Here is a 26,965-nt window from a genome sequence, read left to right as displayed (position 1 = left end):
GCTAAACATCCACCACAATCTGCTGGGCAGCAAATAGAGTATTAATAATCTCGGCCTGAGTCGTCGCAGGTCCGACCAAATCGCCGTTGATCACAATTTCCTGATCCGTTTTTGCCGTTACGTCCAAAGGAGTCACTTCTGTACCATCAAAATGACCTTGTGAGCTAATTGACAAAGTAGTGGTATCTGAATCGGCATCATAGGCGAAGTGAAGATAATGGGCCAGATTGGACTCATTCTCGCCACTGAGCAATTGGGATAAATCAAGTTTGTCTTCCTGAGGATTAAAATCAGTAATGACATCACGTTCTGGACTGCCTTCAACACCATGATCATTGGCCTGCCATAGGAAGATATCATGACCAGCGCCGCCAGTGAGGGTATCATTGCCCTTACCGCCGATAAGGATGTCGTTTCCATCGCCGCCTATTAATAAATCATTACCGCCTTTTCCATCCAGCATGTCATCGCCAAATACTCCTCGCAAGACATCTTCAAGCTCAGAGCCCACCAGATGGGTGTTGCTGTGATCATCCTGAGTATTCTGAAGATCATTCAGGCTGGAATTAACTACATTGAGATCAATAGTCTGCGAAGCGGATTCCTGCGGGTTATTATCACCGACGTCCGAAATAGCGGTTACGGTGATTGTATGTTCTCCTTCGCTTACATTCTGCAGATGCAATTGCTGTAAATGACCGGCGGATATTTCCCAGGAGCCCTGAGCCAGCATTTGACCCAGAGGATTGCCGTTTTCATCAACGGGAATCGCATCGCCTAAGCCATCCAGACGAACCCTCAATTCATTGGCTGCAGGATTCGCTACCTCTGCCTGAATATTTAAGGGAATAAGCACGGCAAGCGCTGCCACAACCGAATGATAGAGGATAGTCATTTCCGGATTATCTGAGCGTGCGGCGACCACAATATCCACAATATCACTGTCGCTTAGTGCCGGACCGCCGGTATTACCCAGATCATTACTGGTCATGGTCAGTGCATCCGGGCCGAAATAATTGGCCAGACCCTGATATTGAATTCCGGTGGTCAGGAGATTATTCAGATCATTGACCGTTCCGGTTAACACCAGATGATTAGTGAATTCACCTGATACCGTAACAGCCCCGGCACTGCCTGCCAAACTAAGCAAGCCATGCTCTACACCCAGTGTGATAGTGATTGCACCTGCCCCGGCGTCCACATCACTTACTCTTAAGGTATTGATAGTCAGCACCTGATCTTCCGCTGCCTCGAGTGGGATAGAAGGAGTAATATTAACTGGCGCATCATTAACTGCAGTAATATTAATAGGCACGGTAGATACTGCTGAAAGCGCAGGTCCTCCGGAATTGCCATTGTCATTGGTATTAATGACCAGCGAGTCTGAGCCGTTATAGTTTAGATTGCTTTGATAATGCAGATTACCGTTTAGTGCCTGATTGACTGCATCCAGTTGACCAACAAGGGTAACTGTATTGCTGCCGTTCCCGCTGAGCATAATACCGCTTAAAGGCCCAGTTAGTGTCAGTACTCCATGTTCAACGGAGAGGGTAATTGTCATATTGCCATTAGCTTCACGCGCATCCACGTCGCTAATCTGAATATTATTAAGCAAAACGCTTTGATCTTCCTGGGCGTCAAATGATGCGGGATGGATATTAACTGGTGCATCATTGACCGCGGTGATATCTACTGCCACGTTTACTTCACGAACTGCTCCTGGAGCCGCCTGGTTATCTACTGATTGTGCCTGTATGGTTAGTTCTGCATTACCGTTAAAATCACCAGGCAGGAAAATGATGCTGCCAAGATTTGAGGCATTGATTTTAAAAGTCCAGATCCATTCTCCGCTGGCATTGTCATAGACTTTGCTTTCCAGTGTGCCATTGACCCCTGCTGGCAGCTGGATTTCTGAGCCAGTGGGTACCCCTTTTACGGTGATGAGCAATGATTCCGGGCCATTCTCCTGTACATTGGTCGCAGAGCCGTTATAACTGTCTACATTATCCCGAGCCTGAAAGTTAAGATTGATACTTATTTGACCATTCTCAATGCCGCTAGCAGTACTGGCGGCTCCTGCTCCAATAATGTCAACCGGATCACTGACCGGGTTAATATCCAGATGGATACTATGACTTCCGCCAGAGCCCGGCAGAGCGGCGAGCGCTTCTTTTGTAAAAGCGACCACCTCCAGATCCAGACTGCCGCTGAAGTTCTCAGGAGCGATGACTTTAATGCTGGATAAGTCAAAACTGGCGGCATTGACTGTTATTTTCCAGTCGCCATTTCCCATGTTCTGAGCGGAGCTTATCAGAAAGTCATCCGGAACACCTCGAATGACCAGAGAGACGATTTTTTCAGATCCGTCGGTATCCGTTGTATTCACTGTCATTCCTGATAAGGGAACGCCACCAGCGACGTCTTCGTTGCCGCTGAAATTAAATTGACCCCCAAAATGCACCGGATCATTAACTGGCAACACATCGAAATTCATCACCTTGGTGTAACTGGCGCTGTCGGTCACTGTCTGACCCTGACTATTGAGTGCCTGATCAACTAAATTAATAACAGCGGTCACGCTGACCTGGCCGCTGAAATCATTAACTGGCTTAAATTGCAGATGATTCAGATCGCTGACAGATACAGTCACAAAGCCGTTGCTGTCTACTGGTAAAGCCAGACCATTGCTATCGACAAAATAGCCTTTGGCAGGGTCGACTTTTAACTGAACTGAATTAATTTGTTCGCTGCTGTCAATATCTGCTGACGCGACATTCAGCCTTAAAATCACCAACCCATCTTCAAAAGCCGCATTGGGAATTGTCACATCAGAGCCATCAGTCACCGGCTGCTTATCGGTATTTAAGCCCTCAGTCTGAACAACCTGCAAACTGACCGCCGGTGTGTGGTTTGGATCAGTCACTGCCGGATTGGCTGGTACGTCGACCACCGGGGCGACATCCAGTGGAGCCGATACATTACTGCTTCCAGTATTACTATCCCCACTGACCATATTGGCGGCAGCCCAGTTTAATGCGAAGGGCAGGCTGCCGGAATAATCAACTGGCGTTTGCAGAATCACTTCGCCTACACTCAGGTTGCCTAAAGCATCAGCATTTACCTGGATCACATAGCGATCATTGACGAAATCATAGATGACTCCGCTGCCAGAGAGCACAAAGCCTTGGGGCAGAGGACCTTGAATCAACAAGGCATAAACATCATCGCTGGTACCATTACTCAAAGACAGCATGGAAGATAACTGGCTACTGATAGACTGCGGAATATCTTCCTGAGTATGAATAGTCGCAGGGGTGATGGTAATAGTTCCTGCTTCTACAGGCGGATCACCGGGGCCGCCGCCACCGCCAGTGAAATTCATGGTCACTGTGGTTGAGCGAAAGGCTGGATTGCTAATATCCTGCTCATTATTATCGCCCAAGTCACGTACCTGCGCATGGAAGGTGACATTAATTGAGCCGTTGTAGCCAAATTTGGAAGTAATCTGCAGATTATCAAGAGCAGAAGCCGGTACTATCCAGTTGCCTACTCCATCGTAAATTCCGCCAGTGACTACAAATTGATTTCCCAATCCAGTGATAACTACCGTTTGAATCACTTCTGCACTGGACGGATCCAGATCCTGGAAGGTTAAGTGGCCTTGGGAGGACGCATTAGTGGATAAATTCACTGTGGTGCCATTTAAAGCAGTGATATTGTTGACTGGAACGTTATTATTGGTAAGCACATTCAGTGTCGCATCAGGCTCGACCACTGCCTGCAGATCAATATGAAGATCACCCACGATATCTTTAGTGACTGTGGGACTGCCATTGACATCCTGCTGACTGACTGAGGTAATTGCCTTAAGATTAATATCCATATCCGAATCTTCAGCAGCTCGTATTTGCAGGGATTGACCCTGGAGCAAATTATTCAATTGAGCCGTTGTCAAGGTGACTGACGAATCACCCAGCGTGGTAATGGCCACGCCATTGATAAATAATTGCGTGCCTTGAGGGATATTTTCAATACGAAGGCCTGAAATAAATTCCTGACTATCGCTAAATGTAGGCGGGCGCCAGTTCACCGTAGTTAAACCATCTTCCAGTCCGGCAGAGCCCCGGGCATAATCGCCGGCGTCAATAACGGGTGTTACATGAATCACGATTTGCTTGTCAACAACCAGATAATTACCATCATTTTCTGTGACTACAATATGAGCATTCAAACTCATATCCGCTGTGCTGTTTGGCGGTGGAATGACTACTAAATCACTCAAGGTGGTGAGATTAATTTCATACTTGGGTTGACCATTAGCATCCAGTCCTACATAGGTCAGGGTTACGGTGTTTCCATTACTATCCAGCAATTGAGCGCCTGCTGGGAGATTTGAAATCACCATGGTGATTGTTTCTGAAGTATCCGTGGGTGCCAGTGCTTTTTCTCCTGAAAGCAGTTTAAAGTCAAGTCTGGCCTGGCCATCTTCAGGGATAGTGGTTTCAACGCCATTACTGATGGCTGACCATGAAGTATTGCTTACATCAAAGACAGGGGCGTCTGAGATTCCTTTAAGGTTAATGAGAATAACCTGCTCACTGGTTATCTGAGTATCTGTTTCAACCCCGGTACTCAAAGTAGCCTGGTCAATAACCACTGCTTGTACCTTAATCGCAAAATCGACATTGCTTTCAGGCACTGGGTGCAGACGAACATCGGAAAAATCGGTATTGTTAAACTGATAATAGTTTTTGCTGCTGTCCACAGCGTCTTTATAATATTGATATTGAATCGTATGGCTTTGTCCCTGGCTGTCGGTATAAGTCAGCGATAAATTATGCAGGCCAGCGCCTAGACCGGCTACATTCAACGTGGTTCCGTTGATTGAAAAATAAGCGCCATCTGGAAGATTGGAAATCCGAATAAATGAATTTTCTGACAGATCGCTGTTATCAGCCGCTTTGCTCACATTAATAAAACTTCCCAGATTAATTGGAGCATCTTCATTGGAAACCAGGTAAGGTTTATTAATATTCAGCTGTATATTATCCGCAACCGGTTTGACATCAATGGTTAGTTCAATCGGCTGAGACTGGGCATATTGAAATCCGCTTAAGAAGTTGCCGCTTTCCTTGCTGACGGCAATCGCTGAAACTTTAACCATGCCGCTGTAATCTGTCGCAGGATCGATTTGCAGACTGGACAGATTAGCGGGGCTGACCTTATAGTAACCATTCGCATCAGGTGTCAAACCGTTTCCAATCAGGCTGGCGTTGCCTGAAGTAATTTTAACCAGATAATAATCAATTGTTTCTGAGCCATCGGTATCCTGTAAGGCGGCCTTTATTTGCAGAGGAATATTGGCGGCATCTTCCGTGCCGATTGAGTGCTGAGTGGTTTGAGCCAGATCCCAGACCGGTACGTCCGCGATACCTTTCACATCAATGTTCAAAGTGCCGGTTACGGCTGCTTTAGACAGGGTATTGCCATTCACCTGATAGTCCACGGTGGCTCTGACAGTGAATGATAAATTGGCGGTATAACTTGAGAAATCCGCACGAGGCACAAAGGTGAGGCCATTTAAGGTGTAAGTGATTTGGTCTGCACTGCTGAAGGCTTGCGGGGGAATTACAAAATAAGTTATGCCTCCCTCTACTACTGTGCTTAGCAATATTCCATTGTAGTAAAAATCACCATAGCTGGTTGCCGGTGCCTGAATGAGCACTTTGCCAATACTTTCACTATTATCAAAATCGCCGATATTAATGGTCATATTGATGGGAATTCCGCCCTGTGGATTCACCAGTACTTCATTGCTGTCGCGACCTACATCTTCCACGCCCGATGCGGCGGAAATAACGATAGAGGCGGCTTTATCATTTATAGTGAGCGTAATATTGGCATTATCAATATCGCCATCAAAATCACGTACATCAAAGCGTACATTTTTTACCAAATTCAAGCCGTCATGGTCGATGGATGCACTACTGACAAAAAAGACGCGGCCATCGGCGAAAACGTGCAGAACACCAATGACCTGGCCGTTGGCATCGTTGTGCAGAGTAATCTGATTATCGCCAGTGCCGGTAATATTATACTGGGTATTTCCATCCCAAACGGACACGATTTTACCGGTGTCAGCTCCTTCGCGAGCCGTTGGCAATAAATCGACTGTTGTAGTGGTTGCACCTTCAGTAATCGCAGAAAACGAGGTATTTACTGCATCGGGAATGTCATCTTGTACTGTGACCGGTAACTTGGCTACCGCACTGATATCACCGTCAGCATCTTTGGCAACGACAGAAAAAATAACATCAAGATTATTTTTACCGGCTTCAACAGGGTGATCGATTGAACCTGTTAAAGTGAAGGTATAGGTTCCGGAAGCATTCATTTTGAGAGTAAATTTACTCACGCCATTGGCGGTGCCGCGATAAATATCATTCACCGCATCATAGGACAATATAATGGGAACACCACCTGATTTCCATTGCCCATCAACCCCTGAGTTAAAGGCCTGCACATCAATACTATAACTAACCACTTTATCGCTGCCTGTCTGCACCGAAATGCTGCCAGTTGCGGCTTCCCCGGTTGAAGCGGCAGTGGAGCCGGCGTGGTTGCCGGTGCTGGCATTGATGTCGCTTTCCTTAACCGTAATCGCTGCGATTGGATTAATCACAGGTAAAAGACCATCAGTGACTGTGGTCGTCAGATTAACTGGAGCGACCAGTTTATCGCCATCGCTATCGCTGATTTGAACAGGGGTATTAATACTGATGGTTGTACCATTGATGCTTACATAGCCTGTCGCATTGCCTGTTTGCAGGTGATCCAGGGGCTGGTATTGAACAAAAGTGGTAGTTACATTCACATCTTTGCCATTGCCGCTTTGAGTTGCGTTGACGGTTAATGTCAGTACGACATCGCTGCCAATCTTGCCCGTAATCGCATGAGTATTGCTATCATAGGTAAAGGTGATAGTCTGACCATTGGATTTTAATTCACTGCCGAGTTCACTGAGAATGGTATTAATAACCGTACTGTCAATCTGAATGGATTGCGGCAGCAGGCGATCACTGCCAGCAGTGATAACAAATGATTTCACATCACTGACGGGATAGCCATTGGCTACGGATAAACTGCCTTCAACCACGGCGAGGTTAACGACATTCCCGCCTTGTGGATTCGCGCCATCATTAATTGAAACACGAAGAATGGCGGTATCCTGGTCGCCGTCTTTATCCTGGGCGATGACATTTAAGGGAATATTTAATACATTATTGACTGCCTGATCGAAAGGACCACTCAAAGTAACGGAATAGCTGCCATTATTATTTAAAATAATTTCAGCAATTATATTCTGGTTAGAATCCATTATCTTGATACTGTTCGTGCTGACATTAGTAGTCGTACTTAATCCATTACTGGTCAGGTTAGCCAGGGCCGGCTGGTTGGTAGCGAAACGTATACTGGATATCGGATCGCTACCAATATTGAAATCCATAACACCGGAACTGACACTGGAACCATCAACAACCACGGTGTTGGCATCATTGATAATCGGATTAGCGCCATCGCTGACTGTAGCAGACACATTCACTGGATTGACCAGTAAATCACCATCAATATCGGCTATCTGCACCTGATAGTTAATGCGAATCTGATCAAGGTTATTCGCAACTGCGCCCGTTGCATTGACCGTGATATGAGATAGAGGTTGATACAGCGTGATCATCTGACTGATTGATAAATCCTGATTAGCCAGAATAGTGGGCGTTAATTTCACTTCCAAAACCAACTCGCCGCTTGTTGAGCGAAGCACAATACTGTTATTGCTGACAGTGGCCACAACGGCTTCAGTTTGGCCTGTCAGGGGATTAAAATATTGAATTTCGGCCTGTAGTTCCGCTGCCAATGCGGCAGGATTTTGAATAGTGAAGGTGCTTAAGTCGAAGGGATCTGAGCCATTATTGATTACGGTTAATGTCGGACTAATCACACTGACGGGATAAGTGAGCGGTGAGAGATCACCCTCAGCTACTGCAGTGGCTAAGGTTTGCCCGCCGCTGGAAGGACTGCCGTCAGTAATAGTAATAACCATTGTACTGCTGGCAAAATCACCATCACCATCAATAACCGTATAGTTAATCGGTAACTGCTGGACAAAATCATGATCAAGGCCATCAACACTTTGCAGGCTCCAGCTGCCATCACTATTGACTGTCAGCAAGCCTTTAGCGGTGCTAACAGAGTAACTTGTATGAGTGGCATCAAACGTATATTGGGTGCCATTCACAGTAAAGCTGTATAAGCGTCCGCCTTCCGCATTCAGCTGATAGGAAGAGGAAAGGTTGCCCATGACAGTATCGCCTTCAATGACTGTTGCAGTGACTGCCTGCGGGTGAGCTACAGTGTCAGTAATGCGGACTGGAATTGAGAGCGTTGCGCTATCACCATCGCTGTCTACGGCAATAATTCGAACAGGGAGGGTGATGCTATCCTGACCCGCTTGTGAGTGATCAATGGGCTTTAACATTTGAAAATTGACTTCGCCCTGATTGCCCAGCGTGGCGTTAAAAACCGCGACCTTAACGTTATTTTCCAGATAATATCCCTGAAGCACACCATTGTTCACTTCAAGTAAAACTGGATGTCCGCCGGAAAGCAAACCGCTGTTTTCACCATTAGTGTAATTGAAAGTCAGAGTTTTAATGCTATCTGAACCAATATCCACCAGCAGGGTAGTGGTTCCTGTGGTCACTGTGCTGCTTACAGGTTCTGTGAGAACAATATCGCCTGTATAAGAAAGTACAGGTAAAACGCCATCGCCGACAGTGGTTGTCAGATTAATCGGCGCGGCCAGTTTGTCGCCGTCACTGTCCGTAAGCTGGATAGGCGTATTAATACTTAAGCTATTGCCATTAACCTGTGCGTAGCCAGTGTTATTGCCAGTGGTTGAATGATCGAGGGGCTGATATTGGATGAAGCGGGTGGTCACGTCCACATCATAGCCATTACTGCTTTGGCTGGCATCAATCGATAAGCTGAGAATCGTCAGGCTTCCAATGCTGCCAGTGATAGTATGGGTATTGGCATCGTAGGTGAAATTAATGGGCTGACCGCCAGATTTCAGTTCGCTGTTCAGCTCATTGATAATCGTATTGATAATACTGCTGTCGATTTCAATGGATTGCGGTAAAAGGCGATCGCTGCCGGCAGTCACCGTGAAACTTTTCATATCGCTGACCGGATAGCCATTGGCGGCTGATAGATCTCCTTCAGTAACCGCGAGATTAATCACCTGGCCGCCTTGCGGATTGGCGCCATCCTGAATCGAAACTTGCAAAATGGCACTGTCGCTGTCACCGTCTTTATCCGTCGCGGTTACATTTAAAGGAATACCCAGGACATTATTAATGCCCTGATCCAGAGGACCGTTTAACTGGACTGAATAACTGCCATTATTATTGAGAGTAATTTCAGCCAGCAGTTGCTGGTTATGATCAAAAATTTTGATGCTGTGATCGCTGACCGTTGTGGTGGTGCTGTAGCCATTGCTGGTCAGATTGGCCAATGCCGGCTGACTGGCGTCAAAACGGATGCTGGCGATTGGGTCGCTGCCGATATTAACGTCCAGAGTGCCTGAACTTACACTTGAACCATCTTGTACAATAGTTGCGGCATCATCAATCACTGGATTGGCGCCATCGCTGATCGTTGCAGACAGATTAAGAGGATTAACCAGTAAATCCCCATCAATATCGGCAACCTGGACCTGATAGTTGATCTGAATCTGATCGTTACCCAGGGTCACCACGCCGCTATTATTTGAAAGTAGATGAGAAAGCGGCTGATAAAGGGTTATCGTTTGAGTCAGCGATAAGTCCTGATTCGCCTGAACAATGGCAATCAGTTTGACTTCGAGAACCAGTTCGCCGCTGCTGGAGCGAAGAACGATACTGTCATTACCAACAGTAGCAATCAGCGATTCGGTTTGACCGGTGACGGAATTGAAAAATTGCAGGTCAGCCTGTAATTCAGCTGCCAATGCCGCTGGATTCTGAATAGCAAAAGTACTTAAATCAAAAGGATCAGAGCCGTTATTGACCACTGTCAGTGTAGGGCTAATAGCAGTAACGGGGTACGTCATCGGCGCCAGATCGCCTTCAACCAGGGCATTACCCAGGGTTTGCCCTCCGCTTGAGGGGCTGCCGTCGGTGATTGTAATAAGAAGTGAACTGCTGGCAAAATCACCATCCCCATCAATCACGGTGTAGGAGACAGGGAGTTGTTGTACAAAGTCATGATCGAGCCCATCGAGGCTTTGCAGGTTCCAGCTGCCATCACTGTTAACGGTTAGTAAGCCTTTATCTGTCGTAACTGAAAAACTGCTGTGGGCGGCATCAAAAGTATAAGCCGTACCATTTACGGTGAAACTGTAAAGACGCCCGCCTTCCACATTCAGTTGATATGAGGAGGAAAGATTACCAAGGACAGTGTCTCCCTCAATAACGGTTGCGGTAACTGCTTCTGGATGCGCGACAGAGTCGCTGATATGCACAGGAACGGATACAGTAGCGCTGTCGCCATCGGTATCCACAGCAATGATCTTGATTGGCAGAGTGACACTGTCCTGTCCTGGCTGTGTGTGGTCAATGGGCTTGTATAATTCAAAGTCGACGACAGCCTGATTACCCTGGTTTGTGAGGGTTGCATTAAAAACACTGACCTCAATGCCATTTTCAATGTAATAGCCATGAAGGACGCCATTATTAATTTCAAGCAATACAGGATGAGTGCCGGAAAGCAGACCGCTGTTTTCCCCATTGGTATAATTGAAAGTTAATGATTTAATCGCATCAGAGCCGATATCGATTAAAATATGTGCTGAACTTGAGGTGGCGTCAGTGCTTACCGGTTCTGCCAGAGTGATGTCTTCAACATGAATCAGCTGGGGTGGAGCGCCATCGGCAATGCTGGCTGTGATTTGCGCAGGATTGGCCAGAGAGTCGCCGTCGGCATCTGTAATCTGTACGCCTATCTGAATACTAATCTGATCACCTGCCAAATGAACAAGCCTGGTGTTATTCGTTTGGTTATGATCAATAGGTCCATTTAAGGTGATAGTTAAATGACCATCCACATTGTAGTGGTTACCGCTCTGATCGGCGCTTAATGCAATGACTACAATGGCTGAGCCATTCAGCGAGCCAATAATCTGATTATTCTGAACGATGAAATCCAGAGGCTGACCATCGACTTTAATTTCCTGACTGAGTTCGGATAACAAATCATTAATGGTGGCGGGATCAAAACGGATGGTTTCAGGAAGCAGACGATCACCGCTGCTTTGCAGAGTAAATTCAGCGACCGGACTTGTTACTGGATATGTACCAGGTGCTAAATCACCTTCAATAAGTGAAGTGGATGCCTGAGTTGGGAAGTTCTGACTCGGCGCATCCTGTATCGTTAAGTGAATAGCGCCCAGATTACTTGGATCGCCATCTTTATCGGTTGCTCTTACAGTCAGGATCAATTCAGAAATGTCATTCACCTGATCAAAGGGGCCTTTCAGGGTGGCCGTGTAGCTTCCATCGGTATTTAATATGACTTTCAATAATTCCTGACCATTACTTGCACTTTGTGGATCATTGATTCTGATACTGAGTTCGTTCCCGTTAATTTGATAAGAGGTCTGAAACCCGCCACTGGTTAAGCTGGTAAGCGAGCCTTGCATGAGGGCACTATCTTCAAAGACCATTGTTGCGATCGTGTCACTTCCCAGATCGAGAGGAACCTGGCCTATGAGAACTTGTTGTACAGTGGATTCAGTGAAGGCCATTTGGTCCTGGCCCAAGACCGGAGGATTGGCGTCATTAATCTGTACATGCAGATTGACCGGATTTTGCAGCGAATCGCCATCACTGTCTTTGGCTTGAAGTTTAATATCAAAATCAATGCTGCTGCCATTTTGCCTGATGATTCCATTGGTATCACCATTTACCTGATGATCGAGCGGCTTATACTGAATCAATTCCGCAGTAACCTGGATATTTTGTCCGACATTAACCGGCGTTAATTTAAGTTGGAAAACCACTTCGTTAGCGCTATCCAATGCAGTGAGCGTAATGACACCGTTAACCACTGTGGAGCTGATATGCAGGGGCAGACCGCCGGCGGTAACTTCTTGATTAAACTCCTGAAGGAGGGCATCAAGAAACCCATTGGCAAAATTTAAGCTTTGAGGCAGCAAACGGTCGACACCGGCTTCGATAGTGAACGTGTGGTTAGTGCTGACTGGATAAGCACCTGCATTGGCATCCAAATCGCCTTCAGTCGAGCTGAGAAGGGAAGAACTGCCCCCGGCTGCGTCCGCTCCGTCGGTGATAGTAATACGAATTTGACCTTGCGATACGTCATTATCCGCATCAATGGCTTTAATCGGAATCCCCAGGGTGATTTTATTGGGGGGCTGATCCAGTGCCTGAAATAATTGGAACTGATAGGATGGCATGCGGATTTGTTCCGCGTTGGGGATAACTGCCGACAGGCTGAGTTTAAAAACAGTGATATCCGTACCCTGAACGGTGGCGGTGATACTATGGCCGTCACGACTCAGGGTATAGACAAGTGCTTCGCCATTAGATGTCAGTTGGCTGGATTGTAAAATTCTGAGCGCATCACTGCTAAAGGTTAAGTCCTTTGCCAGGTCACTGCCGAAATCGACTTGTACAGTTCCATTAATAATCTGATGCTCAATGGTCGTATCGACAAGGCTTGCCTGCTGAACATTCTGAATAATGGGAGCATCATCTTCAAAGTGAATTTTGCTGCCAATCTCAACAGTGGCCTTGGATACGTCACCAGATGTATCCGTTAAAGTCAGGCTGGCTTTGACCAGATTCGCCAGGGACAGGCTTTCATCGGGCGAATTGGGATCATTATGATATAAGCCATGATATTGAACCACGGTGATTTTTCCGCTGCCTTCATCAATTCCAATCGCAAAAACAACGGTATTGCCGCTTTTACCCAATACCAGATTATTCTCAAGCACCAGCTTGATGGAACTGCCATCACTGGCCTTCAAATCAGATGGAGAATCACCCAGTTCCAATGCATAACTGGTGGTGATTGCGCTGGCATTCTGGTTAAATTGAGAGCTGCTGGACGATAGAATATTCCCTTCTGCAATACTGATAGGCTTGCCAAAACCAAAGGGATCGACCAGATCACTCTGACCGACGTTGTTATCCCCATTTTTGACAGTAATGGATTCATCCAGTGTTAACTCAGAGTCATTTAGCCGAAGAACCGCTTCAGGTTTTGGATCTTTTAGCCATAGCACATTATTCTGCTCAATATCGAACAGCGAGCTATTTTCCGCGAAGCGGGTATCATAGCCTGCGCCAACATGTCCTAAACTGAATAGTGGCTTATCAATATAGAAACTGGCGCCGCCGCTTTGCAGCGGCGAATCCCCGGCGGCGGGTTCTTCCAATTGCTCAATCAATTTAATAATGTCTGCATTTTTCAGTTGGGTTTGATTTAACAATTGATCAAGCGGGGTTTCCGGTATTTTATTTATAAGCGGGGAAATCCCTTTAAGCTGAAAGCTGTAAGCCTGATCGGGCAAGAGCGAAATAGCAGGCTGAAACAATAACTTAATCAGTGAATCGCCGCCTCCCAGTAGAACCAGTGTGTCACCTGCATGAATGAGGGAGCCCTGTTTAAGAATCTTGCACTGTCCGTTCTCATTAGTACGAACCAGCAAACCTTGAAGTGCCTGTACTTCACCAGAAATTGCCTGCGATGCCATGTCTGCCTTATTGATTATTAATTGGGGAATACTATTGTTTAAATATAGGTCAGATTATTTTATGGTGGGGGTGTTTTCGTCAAATTTATCACTATTTTAACACTTACAAATCAAGATATAGCGCATTTTGTTTTATCAGTCGCTCAATATATAGTACAAAAGGAGTAATATTTTTCTAATTGACTAGAATTAATCATTCCTTTTATAATCGTTGAAAAAAATAAGGATGATTTGCCGTGAGCTTTGTTTATTTACAGGGTGATGAAGGAAAAAGGCTATATGATTTATCCACTGTTCCTCTTGGAGTGGTGGTGGTTGAACCCAATGCTGCTACAACGCTGGAAATTCTCTCCAATATTCTTGAAGCTCTCAATATTGATAGCCGATGGCTTGAGTGCCCATTATTATGGGATCTTGCCAAAAATCCTGTTTGTCTCCGAGGCAAGCCAATCAACTATATCTATGATAAGAACGAGTTAGCCAAGTATTTTAAAGAAGAAGTTAAATATGATCCCATGCATCAGGTGGAAGCGGCCACACTTGGAGGTTATTTTGAGCCAAGCGCTCAGGAAGTCCTCGATTTCGTAGTCAAAAACTCAAAATGCGCAGCGGATTTTTTTGTGTTTGACTATGCAAAATGTCCCCCGGAAAATCCACCCAAACGGGTTTCTGAAAAAGACATGGAAGCGCTTAGAAGAAAAAGAGAGTATCTGACGAAATCCAAACCCTCGTTTATTGACAAGCTTTGTTGCAGCTTTTTTCAGGAAGAAAAAGAACCGGATCCTCATGACGAATGGTTACTAACGGAGTGTCCGCCTTCCGGACCTAATGTTTGAAAAAATAGCGCACATGGGCCAGCAAACTTTCTAACAGACTGTGCCTGTCCGTTCCTTCAACCGGAATTTGGGCATGGCGCAGATTTTCAATAGCTTTGACGCCTTTTACCACCACCGCGCTCATTTTTTCCATGAGCTCGGGTCTTTGCTTAAATAGCTTGGCGATATTGCTGTGGGTGACTTCAATAATGATGCTTTCTTCTTCTATAAAGAGAGAACCTCGACAGGGTGCTCCGGTGAGCATTGATATTTCGCCAAAATAATCCCCTGTTTCATAGGCTTCAAAAAACACGGGTTTTTCCGTCTGGCTATTAATATAAAGAGAAGCGGAGCCGCTGTACACGATAAAAAGAGAGTGATTGTGTTCCCCTTCAATTAACAGGCGTTCTGGGGGGCCGTAGAGTCCGTAGCGAGAATGCTCGGTGAGGAGTTGTATTTCCTCTTCTTTCAAAAAATGAAATAAATCAATTTTTCGTAAAAAATTACTGATGGCATCATGGGTAAGCACAGGCCTCTCCGGCATTTCATGACCGGTTAACAGGATATTTTCACGAAGACATCGATACCAGAGCGCTGAATAGATTTCATCTTTAATGAGGATTGGATTGACTTCCGAGGTGGAGTATTCAAGATGGTAGGTGCTTGTATCCTGGCTACACTCGATGAGTGCCGCATGGGGCTTGGGTTCATTGCGCACTTTGGAAGACTGAAGGGCAGTTTCAACCAGAATATTTTTAAATCGAGATGGTGATAGGGGCTGACGGATTGAGATGGTTAGCGATTGCTTGTTGATACCATGCGGTTGAGACAGGTTTTCAATAAATAGCTGGGAGATCACTGAGTTTGGAATCGATAAAATATTCCCTTCAATATTCAGTAAATTAACAAAGCGCCAATTGACATCAATGATTTTCCCGGTAAGCGTCTGCATTTCACCATAGACCACAATCCAGTCCCCCTCACTGAATTGCTTGGTTGTATTCAATCCGATACCGGCAAAGACATCGCTTAAAGTAGCTTGAGCGGAATAACCCAGAATAATAGCCATAACGCCTGATGCGGTAAAAATACCAAAAACTGATTTTGCAAACACAAAATGGACAATGGCGGCTACGGTGAGGATTAGAAAGAGAAGGGAAACCAGGTCTTTAAAAATTTTGGGAATTAATATGCCTGACTGCCTTAATAATCGTTTCCAGATAAAAATATGGATTATCTGATTGACGATGAAAAATAGTGAAAACCACCATAAACATTCCAATACGATTTTAATAAAATATTGAGTGTCTTTATGATTGACCCAATTGGTAATTGTACTTTCAAATGCAAACAGGACACTAAAAAAAATAAAAACTCCGGAGGTAAATAAGAGTTTGTGATGATTAATCTCTTTCACGAATTTTTTCAGAATAAAGTTGTAAAAGCTCACCGCCAGAAGAAGACTGGAAATTAATAAAATCGTTGTAGACAACTCATGAAAGTTCATAAGTATCCTGTTGTTCCCGCCCAAAGGTACTAACACATCTCAGAAAGTACAATCTGCCTCTGCCCCTTGTTTCTACGACCCTCGGCTTGTGTACAACTACGTCCCTTGGCTTGTGCACACCTACGTCCCTCGGCTTGTGCACACCTACGTCCCTCGGCTTGTCCGAGGGATCCAGGAATCTCATAGAGAAACACTGGACCCTGCGGACAAGCCGCAGGGCGTAGCGGGGATGGGTAGATACCTATGGGACAAGCCACAGGGCTGTAAATATCTATCTACTCCGGCGGGGTATCCGGTATTAGCCAATAGTGTTGTACTTCAAGTGTAGCCCAACTATTCCTATAATGAAATTGCAAAAGACCATTGATTAATTGATGATTCCACAGTTTAATGAATCAATTTAGCTGTCCAGGGAATCACAATGCGTCTCTTAAAGTTTGAAAGCCTGTACGATGGAAATGATTGGCTCGATAATTATTATGTTTACCTCGATGGCGAGGGAAAAATCCTTAAAACCTCGGCCATTGCTTATGAATCTGTGAAGGTAGAGGAAATAAAGGGTTGGGCTATCCCAGGCTTTGTTAACGCGCATTCCCATGCCTTTCAGTATTCAATGGCCGGAACTGCCGAATTCCTATCCGAAGAAGCTCAAAGCGATGACTTTTGGACCTGGCGAGAGGCAATGTATCGCAGTGCTTTGGAGATGACTCCTGATAAAATGGAAGAAGTTGCTTTTCGGCTCTACCGAGAGTTAGTCCAACAGGGTTATACGGCGGTCGTGGAGTTTCATTATCTTCATCATGATAAGGATGGAAAGCCTTACGGAAATCTCGCGGAAATGGGTGAGCGCCTCGTCTCTGCCGCACAACAGGCTGGCATCGCAATTACTTTGGTTCCGGTTTTATATCAGCAATATGATTTAAAAAATCCAGCCAAACCCGAGCAGAGGCGGTTTATATCCAAAAGTCTGAATGATTACTGGAACTTATACGAGGCTTCAAAAGCCGCCTGCAGCCATTATTCGAAAGCGAACATTGGCGTAGGTATTCATTCAATTCGAGCTGTTTCTCCTGAGCAAATTATTGAGCTCTGTCAATCCATCGATCAATCTGTTCCTGTTCATATGCACATTGCCGAGCAGACGGGGGAAGTTGAGCAATGTATGCAGGTTCTCGGACTAAGACCTGTTGAATGGTTATTAAATTCAGTGGCAGTAAATCAGCATTATAATCTGGTGCATGCTACTCATCTTGTGCCGCATGAAGTAGAAGAGCTCGCTGCAAGTGGAGCGAATGTCGTCCTGTGTCCTTCAACGGAAGGCAATCTCGGAGATGGTCACTTTCCTTTAATTTCCTATCTTGAACATCAGGGCCGCTTCTCAATCGGCACAGACAGCCATATTGGTCTTTCGCCTTTTGAGGAGTTGCGCTGGCTAGACTACGGGCAACGTTTACTAGCCAGAAAACGAAATTTGATTTGCCTGGGTAAAGCAGGTAATAGCGGCAATATAGTATTCAACCAGGTGCTCAAAGGAGGTCAACTGGCGAAAGGGGCTTGGGGATATGATTTCCTGAGTGAGGGTTCATTTCTGGATTGTCTGATTATTGATAATAAGCATCCGCGGCTTGAATCAACCAGCCGACAGAATCGTCTATCCACTCTCATTTATTGCTGCGATCAGACCGCGATTCATGGGGTGGTTATGAGCGGGAAATTGGAACTGAAAAACTGATTATTTTATTTGCAAATTAGCCTGGATTTGATAAGGTAGTGTCTTTGGAAAGTACAGGGGCTACAAATGTTTAAACGATTGCTTGTAATTTCTTCGCTCTCAATTCCCTTAGGTGTTAGCGCTGCTGAAGTGAAAAACTTATATCATGCCCCTTTATCCAGTCTGGGCCAATTTAAACTGGAAAAGCAGTTTAAAAATAAACGGGCTGTCAATGCCGCTTCGCCCTCTATCGATGAGCTTAAAATAATCACTGAGTCCATTGAAAAAAAGAATACTGTCAGTCGATATCAGCAATACTACAAAGGCGTGCCGGTTATTGGCGGGCAAGCCATCGTTATTGGCAGCAATTCCTCCTCAGTTCGCATGGGTCAGCAAGCACAGGTAAATGGCCAGCTTATTGAAGATATCGAGCTGGATGTACAAGCTTCCATCAGTAGAAGCAATGCGCTCGAACTGGCTAAAAAGGAATATCTTGGTTCTAATCCAGGCGCTGAAATTCAGCAGGAAAAAATCGAGTTGCAGATAAGGATTAGCGATAATAATGAACCAAAGCTTGTCTACTTAACCCGTTTTAATACTTTAAATGCAGAGAAGCAGCCTGCTCAGCCAGTCTATCTGATCGATGCTCATCGCGGCAATATCATCAGCCAATGGAATAATCTTAAGAATTACACCGATACCGGCGCGGGAGGGAATAGTAAAGTTCAGGAATATTGGTATGGTAAAGACGGGTTGCCTGGTCTGGAAGTGGCGCAACAGGGTGAGCGCTGCATTATGGATGATAGTGTCGTGCGTCTGGTTGACCTAAATTCAAAATGGGACTGGAATAATACTAATCTGCGTCCGTTTCAATATCTTTGTGGCGATAACCAGGAAGAGTCGACCAATGGTGCTTACGGAACTCGGAACGATGCCTACTATTTTGGGCATATGATTGTAGATATGTATAAAAATTGGTACAGTGTGCCCGCCTTGCAGCAGGCGGATGGCAGCCCGATGACCTTAATTATGCGGGTTCATTTTGGCAAAAGTTATGATAATGCCTTCTGGGATGGAGAAACCATGTCATTTGGTGATGGCGATGAGTTTTATCCTTTGGTTTCCCTGGACATTGCAGGTCATGAAGTGACCCACGGCTTTACGGAACAACATGCAGGGCTTGAATATCATGATGAGTCAGGTGCTTTAAATGAATCCATGTCAGATATGGCGGGACAGGCTGCTCGTGCTTATCTTCTCGCGACTTACCCGCAATTATATAGCAGAGTGTATGCCAATAACGGTGAGATAACCTGGGGAATTGGGGAAACAGTGGTGCGTGATTCTTACGGTAAGGCTCTTAGATTCATGGATAATCCTTCCGAGGATGGAAGTTCCGCGGATTGTCTGGATCGGTCGGTTGCCATGCAAAATGGGGCCAGTTGCCGCATCAGCTACTCGGAATTACTTGCATCGGCTCAAAAGCAGATTCCCAATCCATTGGAAAGGCAAAGCTACCTTGTTCATACTGCCAGCGGCATTTTTAACAAGGCTTTTTTCCTATTGTCACAGGAAATACCAATCAGAGACGCCTATCATTTGATGATTCAGGCTAATAGCCATTACTGGACAGCCAATACGGATTTTACACAGGCAGCCTGTGGGGTAATTTACTCTGCAAACGATCTTGGAAAGGATACGAATCTGGTTAGAGCGGTTATGGGACAAGTGGGGATTAATACCAGTGTTTGTGGAGTGTGAGATTTCTACAATGACAAAGAGGCCCTGCGTCCTCCTCTTCGCCTACGTCTTCCGACTTGCCTACGTCACCCGACTTGCCTCCTACGTCACCCGACTTGCCTCCTACGTCACCCGACTTGCCTCCTACGTCGCCCGACTTACCTCCTACGTCACCCGACTTGCCTCCTACGTCGCCCGACTTCCCTCCTACGTCACCCGACTTGCCTCCTATGTCACCCGACTTACCTCCTACGTCACCCGACTTCCCTCCTACGTCACCCGACTTGTTCGGGTGATCCAGATTACTCAAAGGATAGAAGTGAGGATGCCCCGGACAAGCCGTGTCACGTGGGCGGAGGAGGATCCCTCGGATAAGCGACGGACGTAGAGGAGAGGAGGAGACTGTTTTTTCAGGATGTGTAGATACTTATGGCATAATAGCGGGTTAATTAGATTGCTATTCACCAGCCTGGCGGCACTCATTTTTCGCATTTTCATTGCAAAGCTGCACGCAATCCTTATCACCGGCACTGTCACACTTGCTAATGCAATTTTGCAGGATTTTTTGTACACAAAGACTCTGATCGGCATCCTGATCCTGAATCTGCACTTCCGGGATCCCGTCAGCGGCATAGATTCCTGTCGCAAATAAAAGACCTGCTAATAAACCGAGCTTTCTCATTCAAACCTCCTTGCTTGTCTTGAGACGGGTCTAGTTACCTGAGTTATCATTAGTGTTTTCATTAAAACTGGCATTTTCATTGGCATTGTTAACGCCATTGCCATTATTGCCATTATTGCCATTATTGCCATTATTGCCATTGTTGCCATTGTTGCCATTGTTGCCATTGTTGCCATTGTTGCCATTGTTGCCATTGTTGCCAGGATTCTGATTATAGTTTGAGTTTTCACTATTACCGGCGCCGTTACTATTTCCTGGGCCAACGCCGCTATTTCCAGAACTGCCAGAGCCAGAGCTTCCAGAGCCGCTTCCACCCTGAGCCACGCTGCTGCCTCCGCGGCAAATGGGGGGGCGGTATTTATCGAGAAGAGTACCTCCTCTGCAATCCCAGGTAATTTCACCTGCGGACTGTACAGTGGGAGTCAGTATAATCGTGCCATTGCCTGCTAAAGCGGTATAGGCAATAGTAATCAGACCATTGGCGATGTTAATTGACGAAACAGACGGAGTGGCCGCTGGAGGCGAGTAACCTGCCGCGTTATTGTCAACCGGGAGCACCCCATTTTTAACCTGCGTTGTATCCGATACAGCGAGTTTGGCGGCACTGGCCAAATTTAAACCTTCAGTCACGCGCGATCTGATCGTGTAATCCTGATAAGCAGGAACGGCGATGGTAGCAAGAATTCCTATGACTACCACAACAATTAAAAGTTCAATAATTGTAAATCCTGAGGTTTTCATAAAACGGGGTAGCCTAAAAAATGTCCTATCAACTATTATAGCTTGAAAATCAGACTTCTGGAATGATGGTCTTAAATTTGAGAATTATGTGAATGGGGATTAAATTTGCTAATAAAAAGCTTCCTCAGTATGATAACAGGTTATTAATAGCATGGAATGCTGTAAGGGGTGTATGGATGGAATTGTCGGCTCTGCAACTTGATCATTTTCTCACAAATGGCTATCTGGTGATTGAAAAATTTTTTACTCCTTCAATTTGTGAAACGCTCATCGATAGAGTTAATTTTATAATTAATGAATATCAACAGGATATTCCGGTGACCGTATTCACGTCCGAAACCCAGGATCACGCCAAAACAGAGTATTTTTTAAATTCCGGTGATAAAATTCGGCTATTCTTTGAACCTGAGGCTTTTAACGAACAGGGGAACATGACTAAAACACTGGAAAAGTCATTGAATAAAATTGGGCACGCTTTGCATGTGCTTGATCCGATATTCCGGTTATATTCAAGAAGTGAACGTCTGAAAACCATTTGCCATCAATTAGGATTTGAGAAACCCGGTTTGCTGCAATCGATGTATCTGTTTAAACAACCTGGTATAGGGAGCGAAGTAGGCTGCCATCAGGATTCTACTTTTTTACATAGTCCGAAAGATGCTCTGGGGTTCTGGTTTGCTCTTGAGGATGCAACGCTTGAAAATGGCTGTTTGCAGGTTATGCCAAGCCCTACAACGATTCCCTTATCAAGAAAAATGATTAGAAAGGGGGATGTCATCGAGTTTGAGGATTATTATCCCTTAATCTGGCAGGACAAATATAGTGTGCCTGTAGAAGTAAAGCAGGGCAGTCTAGTGGTACTTCATGGTCGTTTACCGCATAAAAGTAATGCCAACCATTCGAATAAATCCCGCCATGCTTATATATTGCATGCGATCGATGCCGCCTGCCCTTACCCCGATACTAACTGGCTGCGTATGCCTAAGGAATTACCTCATTGGTAACCGATAAATCTAAATTTACTTCTATCTCCATAGAAACTCTGATATTGGTCGCAGTATGGAAGCAGCCTTTTATTTTTCAAGGATGCTTCAGGCTCACTGAGGATGCAACCGGAGAAAGCATTCTTTATTTATTCCGCTGCCAATATTCCAACCCAGTGACTCAGGATACGATTGACAGTGAATTTTCTTGCAACGACTATCAATTTACTCATCTTTATAATGAGACTTCATTTATTAATCTGGAAAATGATTTTCCGGGATTTGATGAAGCAATTTATATTTTGAAGTATGCTTTACACCAAAGCTTATGGACAATGCTGACCCGTTCAAGGCATCGAAGTTTGTCTGTGGACGATATGGCAATGAAAGCGCTTTATAAAAAAATCGAACCGATACTGTATCAGGCTAAACATTGGGAGCAGCTGGAGGATGACATCGGTTTTGCGGCTTCAATCCCATTTTGTCCCCAGGAACCCATGGGGAAAAGAGCGCTGGAGGTTTTATTCAATGGGTTCCGTGGCCTGGATAAGCCGCTAACGCATTGAAAGTTGAGAAGCTCATTTTTATTTGAATTCTCTCCAAATTAAAACTGTTTTCCAAATGTAACACCAAACACAAATTTACTGCCGCCTTTCTCACTCACATCAAAGTCGACATTCGGCGTCATTTCCATGTCGGGCTTGATATGAAAAATGTGGCCAAGAGTAACCCGCCCAAGCATTCGGTTGGGCTCTTCTTTTTCATATTTGATTCCAGGTCCCACTCCCATCGTGAAATATTCAAAAAAATTATAGGTTGCCAATGCAAAAAACTCGGTTTCACTATTATGCTTTTTATTGATCGGAGTATTCTCAGCGATCACACTAAATCCGAAAGGAAAGTAAACTACACGATGATATTCAAGACCATAGGTGAAATGATCGTTATGATCAACATAATGCCCGCCAACAAAAACACCCAGAAGATTGTGGCGTTCCTCACGCGCATGTGTAGCGCTCTGGCGCTCGTTGACGGCAAACAAGGAGCTTGCTGTCAAAATCAGCCCAATAAAAACGGATAAATTGGATAAGCGTGGTTTCAAAATGAATTAGTTCCTGCATTCAGTATGCTTTAGAATAACAATAACCTGATTATTTTAACAGCCTGCTTTTATCGATGAATCACTACCCCTACATGAGGAGGGTGCGGCTCTGCAAATGTCTTTTTATCCAGCAGCATTTGCGTTTTTAATTTACCTTGTTCCCAGCGTGACTTGATAGATGATGCGCTAAAATCAGCGTCCTTGGTTGAGGATTCCCAGGGTTTTTGTTCATATTGGATTTGTACAATGTCCATGCTGGTTATGCATCCCAGGGATACTAATCGCAGATTTTCAGGATCCTGCTGTTTTTCAGGGGGTAACTGACTATACAAAGCACGAATAGCCCGGCGCATATTGTGCATGGCTTCATAATTTTTTCGGTGCTCTTCATAACGGCTGCTATAAATAATTTCCAGATTCCTTTTACGGACCTCATCCAGAGTTCCTGGCAGAGCGCCTTCAGGACTCCAGAGATCGACCATAAAACAAAGCGAATTAACGCGAGGAAAATCATCCAGAACAATTGATAAAGGGGTGTTGGAGTAAATCCCGCCATCCCAATAATATTCATTGTCAATAAGAATGGGGGGAAAGGCAGGAGGCAGGGCGCCGCTAGCCATCACATGCTCTGGTCCAATTTTCTCAAAGCGGGAATCAAAATACCGAATTTGCCCGGTATGCAGGTTGGTTGCCCCAAGACTTAGCCGTATTTCCTGGCGATTCAAATAGTCAAAATCAATTAACTCTTTTAAAAATTCCCGCAAGGGGCTTGTGTCATAAAAACTGTTGAAGCTTCCTTGCATCCAACTGAGAAAGTTATTGATTTGAGGCTTAAAAAATACCGGGATCCCTGAGAGAATCAGCATTTGAAACTGAATTTGCATGAAAAAGCGTCGAAGCCCTTCCGACATATCATCGCTGAATTGAAAAATATCCGGTTGAGTGACCGTCTGCCAGAATTGCTGCAATTTTTTTAAGCGGTTTTCAGGATAGTTTCCGGCAATGATACTGGCGTTGATAGCTCCAATAGAGGTTCCACCTATCCAATTGGGAATATAATTGTTTTTTTCAAGTGTTTCATAAACACCAGCCTGAAAAGCACCCAATGCACCGCCTCCTTGTAAAACCAGAACAATTCGTCGATTCACCACATTATCAAAACTTGAAAGGCTGCAACTACTTCCGATTTCCATAGCAATCCTTATTGTTTATAATCCGAGCCAGCGGATGAATTGGTTGCTAGGCCTCAGATTCACTGTTTTATTATCGAAATGAACCGTGTAGCTTTTGGCCTGAGCGTCAGTGCGCGAAGGATCTGAATTAACTTCCACACTCTTTATTTTTCCCAGCGGAACAACATGCATCTCAGTTTCATAATAGCCTCTTACCATCTTGATAACGGGTATCACAAAGGACACTTCTTCCAGATCATTATTGACATTCAGTATTTTATCTTTATTGGAAATAAGGCTGTTGAATTCCGCATTGCTTAAGGCAATATACTCCATGTGATTGATTTGTCGTCGCAGCATTCTTTCCAAAGGCGCTTTGGTTTTAAAAATACGAACATAATTATCGGCATCGATTACCGCGATAGGCTCCTCTTCCTGACGAGAACTGTTCTTATTGTTGTCGACAAAGAGAATGGCCTCCCGCTCTTCTTCGGCAGGTTTTATTTCAAGTTCAGATTTAGCCTGCTTTGCCAGGTTAAAACGGCTGCAGTTAAGAAACTTGGAACGAACAAACCAGCTGTCACTGGGATAGTAAATGACAAACAATGATTTATTCTTGATTGCATTAATAATAGGAACGGTTTTATCCATTGGTAAAGCCGGACATCCCCAGCTTCGCCCCGGGCGGCCATACTTTTTGATAAAATCTTCTGCCATATACCAGCCGCCGTGCATAACCACTGCGCGGTTGGATGCATTGTCATTGAATCCGCGATCAAGGCCATCCAGCCTTAAAGATAATCCTTCGCGGCCATAGTAAGCCTGATCCGTCGTGTAAACGCCGATACTGCTCGCCTTGCTATTGTATTTATTGGAAAAATAATTGGTGTTCAAGCTGCCGGAAGTGATCCCGTGCGAAACATAGGTATGAAACAATAATCGTTGCTGAGATAAATCAAAAACCCAGAAACGCTTTTCGCTAGAGGGCAGAGAGTAATCGATAACCGTCAGTATATTTTTATTGTAGGGCAGTTTAAATTCACGTGTGCACCGTAGGGTGGTCAAGACTTTACTCACCACTTCCGGTCGTAAATCCGGCGCTTGCTCTTTAAGCATTTTTTGAATTTCCCCAAGGCTAGGGGGAGGGGGAAAATCTACTTCGGGATTAATTAAAGAAATAATATCTTCAAAGACAGTTTGCTCAATTTGATTTTGCGAGTGGAGAACGGGCGACGGGAGAGAAAAACTGGAAGACGTTACTGCTAACATGAGTAAGATTATGGTTCTCATGATAGTATTTCCTTAATTGTATTTGTTTTTTTATTTTCCTCTTTTAAGCATAGAACAGATCAGCAAGTTTGCTCAAAAATTTAAATGTCTGTTCATTGGAGTGATTTTGCATCCCCAAGCTATGTCATTCTCGCTCTACGTCTTCCGACTTGCCTACGTCACCCGACTTGCCTACGTCACCCGACTTGTTCGGGTGATCCAGGTTACTCAAAGGATAGAAGTGAGGATGCCCCGGACAAGGCCGTGGCGCGTGGGCGGGAGGAGGATCCCTCGGCCGAGGGACACAGAAGCCAGGAGGAAACTCTGCTTCCAGAGATGTTTAGATACCTAGGCCTTCGGCCAGCGTAATGGAAAGTTGAGCATACTTAATGTCAGTGCATGCAGGTCTTAAACTGTTATGTTTATTTCTTTTCCCCTGAAGGGATCATAAGTCGCTCAGGTAACACAGTAATCGTAATATCATGCAAGCGCCAGTTGCGGTCTTCAATTTTGTCCCGCAGACTTTGAATTTTTTCAACAGCAATCGTTTTTGTCTTTGGAATAATAAAAATATCGCCAAAGAATAAATGACCAACTACACGAAATCGCATCTCAAAGGATTTAACCCAGTCTTCATTTTTGATTATGGACCGCACTTCGGAAAGAAGGGGATCCGTTTTGTTTTTTTCAATGGTTTCAGGCACCTCATCCATGAGATCCAATATCGAGTTCTTCAGGTTACTATAACCATCATTAATGATGCTAAAGGATATCAGAATGGCTATGCCTGCGTCAGCCCACCAGAACCCCATTCTAATACCTATGATACCAATAATGCTTGCAAAGCCGCTCATCCAACTGGCCTTGTTCATTTTGGAATCGGCAAATAATATTTTGTCATACAACTTGAGCGACAAAGGGATTTTAAGGTGGCCGAGAATAGTTGAAGGCAGACTTGACCATAGTAGGGCAATGATCATGATATAGCCCAGCCAAATGGAGTAACCTGAAAAGGATACATCAGGAATATTGGGATGCTCGTTTTTAAGTAACACCAGGCTTCCATCAATCAGTAAATAGACTCCCAGGAAAAACAGAGCAAGTGAACTGGCGAAGTAAGACATGCCTGTTATTTTATGGTAACCATAGGGAAATTTTTTGTTGGCTTTCCATTGAATAATACGGCTCGCCACTAAAAATGAAGCGGGGGGGATAATACCCAAAGTATCTTCCAGCCAGATGGTTTTCATTGTTTGCGAATTGGACATTACAATGAAGGAAAAAAATGTGGTGCTTATCATATACAACAATGAAATCCACTCATATTTAATCGCTTTGTCGTATAAAGGATCCAAAGAGTCAGGAAATTCCAGATCTTTTGTGATATGCAGCATTATTGTCCATCCCTATTATGGCTAAAA

General features: G+C 44.8%; 12 protein-coding genes and 1 pseudogene. 5 read left to right on the top strand and 8 right to left on the bottom strand.

What is annotated here, in order from left to right; all coding sequences use genetic code 11:
• Position 1: 1 nt before the first annotated feature.
• A complete protein-coding gene (locus tag DYH61_RS09455) occupies positions 2 to 13,822 on the bottom strand; it encodes a T1SS-143 repeat domain-containing protein (protein ID WP_058508810.1) in 13,821 nt (4,606 codons plus the stop codon).
• 236 nt (positions 13,823 to 14,058) lie between these two features.
• On the opposite strand from DYH61_RS09455, the gene DYH61_RS09450 reads away from it, so the two are divergent.
• Entirely contained in the window at positions 14,059 to 14,658 is a 600-nt protein-coding gene (locus DYH61_RS09450; protein WP_058508811.1) for a hypothetical protein, read from the top strand.
• Here the strand turns inward: DYH61_RS09450 and DYH61_RS09445 are convergent.
• Complete coding sequence (locus tag DYH61_RS09445) at positions 14,648 to 16,144, bottom strand: mechanosensitive ion channel family protein (RefSeq protein ID WP_058508812.1); 1,497 nt, start codon at positions 16,142 to 16,144, stop codon at positions 14,648 to 14,650. The two genes, DYH61_RS09450 and DYH61_RS09445, sit on opposite strands and share 11 nt — an antisense overlap.
• A 421-nt stretch (positions 16,145 to 16,565) precedes the next feature.
• On the opposite strand from DYH61_RS09445, the gene hutF reads away from it, so the two are divergent.
• Positions 16,566 to 17,876 carry a formimidoylglutamate deiminase gene (gene hutF / locus DYH61_RS09440; RefSeq protein WP_065236188.1) on the top strand — a complete coding sequence of 437 codons (1,311 nt, stop codon included), beginning with the start codon at positions 16,566 to 16,568 and terminating at the stop codon, positions 17,874 to 17,876.
• Positions 17,877 to 17,942: 66 nt separating this feature from the next.
• Positions 17,943 to 19,616 (top strand): M4 family metallopeptidase, encoded by a 1,674-nt coding sequence (locus DYH61_RS09435; RefSeq protein ID WP_058508813.1) that lies wholly within the window; start codon positions 17,943 to 17,945, stop codon positions 19,614 to 19,616.
• 436 nt (positions 19,617 to 20,052) lie between these two features.
• Here DYH61_RS09435 and DYH61_RS09425 read toward each other — a convergent pair whose 3' ends face one another.
• Together DYH61_RS09425 and DYH61_RS15990 are read right to left on the bottom strand one after the other, a co-directional pair.
• A complete protein-coding gene (locus DYH61_RS09425; protein WP_058508815.1) occupies positions 20,053 to 20,277 on the bottom strand; it encodes a hypothetical protein in 225 nt (74 codons plus the stop codon).
• 336 nt (positions 20,278 to 20,613) lie between these two features.
• A pseudogene (locus DYH61_RS15990) lies at positions 20,614 to 21,018 on the bottom strand (pilin); the annotation flags it as partial.
• Positions 21,019 to 21,194: 176 nt separating this feature from the next.
• On the opposite strand from DYH61_RS15990, the gene DYH61_RS09415 reads away from it, so the two are divergent.
• Both DYH61_RS09415 and DYH61_RS09410 read left to right on the top strand, forming a co-directional pair.
• Positions 21,195 to 22,022, top strand: coding sequence for a phytanoyl-CoA dioxygenase family protein (locus DYH61_RS09415; RefSeq protein ID WP_058509031.1), 828 nt, complete (start codon positions 21,195 to 21,197; stop codon positions 22,020 to 22,022).
• Positions 22,016 to 22,567: a hypothetical protein gene (locus DYH61_RS09410; RefSeq protein WP_058508816.1), complete on the top strand. Its 552-nt coding sequence runs from the start codon at positions 22,016 to 22,018 to the stop codon at positions 22,565 to 22,567. Before DYH61_RS09415 ends, DYH61_RS09410 begins: the two co-directional genes overlap by 7 nt.
• A gap of 38 nt (positions 22,568 to 22,605) precedes the next feature.
• Here DYH61_RS09410 and DYH61_RS09405 read toward each other — a convergent pair whose 3' ends face one another.
• The 4 genes from DYH61_RS09405 to DYH61_RS09390 form a co-directional block, all read right to left on the bottom strand.
• A complete protein-coding gene (locus tag DYH61_RS09405; RefSeq protein ID WP_234999829.1) occupies positions 22,606 to 23,103 on the bottom strand; it encodes a hypothetical protein in 498 nt (165 codons plus the stop codon).
• 68 nt (positions 23,104 to 23,171) lie between these two features.
• On the bottom strand, positions 23,172 to 24,296 hold the full coding sequence (locus DYH61_RS09400) for a patatin-like phospholipase family protein (RefSeq protein ID WP_058508817.1): 1,125 nt from the start codon (positions 24,294 to 24,296) through the stop codon (positions 23,172 to 23,174).
• Between the two features lie 15 nt (positions 24,297 to 24,311).
• Positions 24,312 to 25,565 (bottom strand): murein L,D-transpeptidase catalytic domain family protein, encoded by a 1,254-nt coding sequence (locus DYH61_RS09395; RefSeq protein ID WP_058508818.1) that lies wholly within the window; start codon positions 25,563 to 25,565, stop codon positions 24,312 to 24,314.
• Positions 25,566 to 25,966: 401 nt separating this feature from the next.
• Positions 25,967 to 26,938 carry a cation efflux transmembrane domain-containing protein gene (locus DYH61_RS09390; protein ID WP_058508819.1) on the bottom strand — a complete coding sequence of 324 codons (972 nt, stop codon included), beginning with the start codon at positions 26,936 to 26,938 and terminating at the stop codon, positions 25,967 to 25,969.
• Positions 26,939 to 26,965 lie beyond the last annotated feature (27 nt).

The organism is Legionella quinlivanii, from assembly GCF_900461555.1.
In the GTDB taxonomy this organism is placed as follows: Bacteria; Pseudomonadota; Gammaproteobacteria; order Legionellales; family Legionellaceae; genus Legionella_C; species Legionella_C quinlivanii.
The sequence above is the reverse complement of the archived record's forward strand: the minus strand, read 5'-3'. Positions and strand labels throughout refer to the sequence as shown.

Coding starts and splice junctions, on each gene's coding strand:
- DYH61_RS09415 (WP_058509031.1), top strand. CDS start 21,195: ATGGAATTGTCGGCTCTGCAACTTGATCATTTTCTCACAAATGGCTAT.
- hutF (WP_065236188.1), top strand. CDS start 16,566: ATGCGTCTCTTAAAGTTTGAAAGCCTGTACGATGGAAATGATTGGCTC.
- DYH61_RS09395 (WP_058508818.1), bottom strand. CDS start 25,565: ATGAGAACCATAATCTTACTCATGTTAGCAGTAACGTCTTCCAGTTTT.
- DYH61_RS09390 (WP_058508819.1), bottom strand. CDS start 26,938: ATGCTGCATATCACAAAAGATCTGGAATTTCCTGACTCTTTGGATCCT.
- DYH61_RS09445 (WP_058508812.1), bottom strand. CDS start 16,144: ATGAACTTTCATGAGTTGTCTACAACGATTTTATTAATTTCCAGTCTT.
- DYH61_RS09435 (WP_058508813.1), top strand. CDS start 17,943: ATGTTTAAACGATTGCTTGTAATTTCTTCGCTCTCAATTCCCTTAGGT.
- DYH61_RS09455 (WP_058508810.1), bottom strand. CDS start 13,822: ATGGCATCGCAGGCAATTTCTGGTGAAGTACAGGCACTTCAAGGTTTG.
- DYH61_RS09400 (WP_058508817.1), bottom strand. CDS start 24,296: ATGGAAATCGGAAGTAGTTGCAGCCTTTCAAGTTTTGATAATGTGGTG.
- DYH61_RS09425 (WP_058508815.1), bottom strand. CDS start 20,277: ATGAGAAAGCTCGGTTTATTAGCAGGTCTTTTATTTGCGACAGGAATC.